Here is a 1,359-nt window from a genome sequence, read left to right as displayed (position 1 = left end):
TTCGAAACCAGCTGAAAACCAGACCACCACACACGGGGGTGCGCAATGATCCAGCCATAATTTCAACCAATCAATAAAACAATCGGTATCAACAAACTTGGCACACTATTGAGTTCTCAAACAACAGACCCTCCAAAACATCACCCACAGCACACCACAAAAGCAGCACACCCAACAGGGCCATTGGAAAAGAAGAGTTATTTTTGGCCGCCTACCGAACCGTACACACCTTCCGGCTTTCCGTTTCGCACCCGGCGACTCAGAAAACAATACACGCCCCACACCCCCAACGCAAATCCACCCCTAGCCACGCCCCCAACCACCCACAAAACGCGTGCAACACCGCCGTCGAACTCCCCGAACCGCCGGTGAACCGCGGGCCGGGTCGCGGGCGGCACAGCGCCCAACGGACCCCCGATGACGACGCCCCACTGTGATGGGAGGATGGTGAGCATGGAACTGCACATCACAGGCGATGCCACCGCGGACCAGCTGCTCAGCAACGACGCCTTTGCGTTGTTGACCGGTATGTTGCTGGATCAACAAGTCACTATGGAGTCCGCGTTTGCTGGCCCGGAGAAGATCCGCACCAGGCTGGGCTCCCTCAGCCCTGGGACAATCGCAGAGTACGACCCAGCCGGCTTCGTTGAAGTCTTCAAGGAACGGCCGGCCGTCCATAGGTTCCCAGGCTCCATGGCCGCAAGAGTCCAGGCTCTCGCAGAGACAGTGCATCGTGAATGGGATGGGGACGCAGCTGCTATTTGGACCAGCGGGAACCCTGACGGCCCCGAAGTATTCCGCCGGCTCAAGGCCCTGCCAGGCTTTGGCGAACAAAAAGCAAAGATCTTCCTGGCATTGCTGGGCAAACAATGCGGGCTGCAGGCAGACGGATGGCGGGAAGCCGCCGGCCACTATGGCGAAGAAGGTTCCTACCTCTCCGTCGCTGACATTGTTGACCCGGACTCCCTAAGTAAAGTGCGCGCAAATAAGCAGGCAGCCAAGGCGGCAGCAAAAGCTGCGAAACCATCTGGCGCCTAACGCTGAGCTCATACCATGCACTTCTTCGTGCTCGCGGCGTAGTTCGGGTCGAACCCATGGCTCGTCCCGCCAAGGGCTGACGGCTCGCAACAGGCACGTGCTTTCGACGGCAAGTGATCCCGGGGCGGGCTGCTCAGCCTGGTTGTGGGTCGGTTAAAGTCGAAGAGCCCCAGCCGGTGGCTGGGGCTCTTCTCAATGGTTGTCCGGCGGTGTCCTACTCTCCCACACCCTCCCGGGTGCAGTACCATCGGCGCTGTGGGTCTTAGCTTCCGGGTTCGGAATGGGACCGGGCGTTTCCCCCACGCTATGACCGCCGTAACT

The 1,359-nt window shown here is 59.7% G+C and carries 1 protein-coding gene and 1 rRNA gene; one reads left to right on the top strand and one right to left on the bottom strand.

Annotation, left to right across the window (positions count from 1 at the left end; all coding sequences use genetic code 11):
- The first annotated feature begins 444 nt into the window (after positions 1–444).
- A complete protein-coding gene (locus tag HAV21_RS21990; RefSeq protein WP_166843167.1) occupies positions 445–1,038 on the top strand; it encodes an HhH-GPD-type base excision DNA repair protein in 594 nt (197 codons plus the stop codon).
- A gap of 201 nt (positions 1,039–1,239) precedes the next feature.
- Here HAV21_RS21990 and rrf read toward each other — a convergent pair.
- Positions 1,240–1,356: ribosomal RNA gene (gene rrf, locus HAV21_RS21985) — 5S ribosomal RNA — on the bottom strand.
- Positions 1,357–1,359: the final 3 nt, after the last annotated feature.

The sequence above is a fragment of the Paenarthrobacter sp. MSM-2-10-13 genome (assembly GCF_011605365.1).
GTDB lineage: Bacteria > Actinomycetota > Actinomycetes > Actinomycetales > Micrococcaceae > Arthrobacter.
The sequence above is the reverse complement of the archived record's forward strand: the minus strand, read 5'-3'. Positions and strand labels throughout refer to the sequence as shown.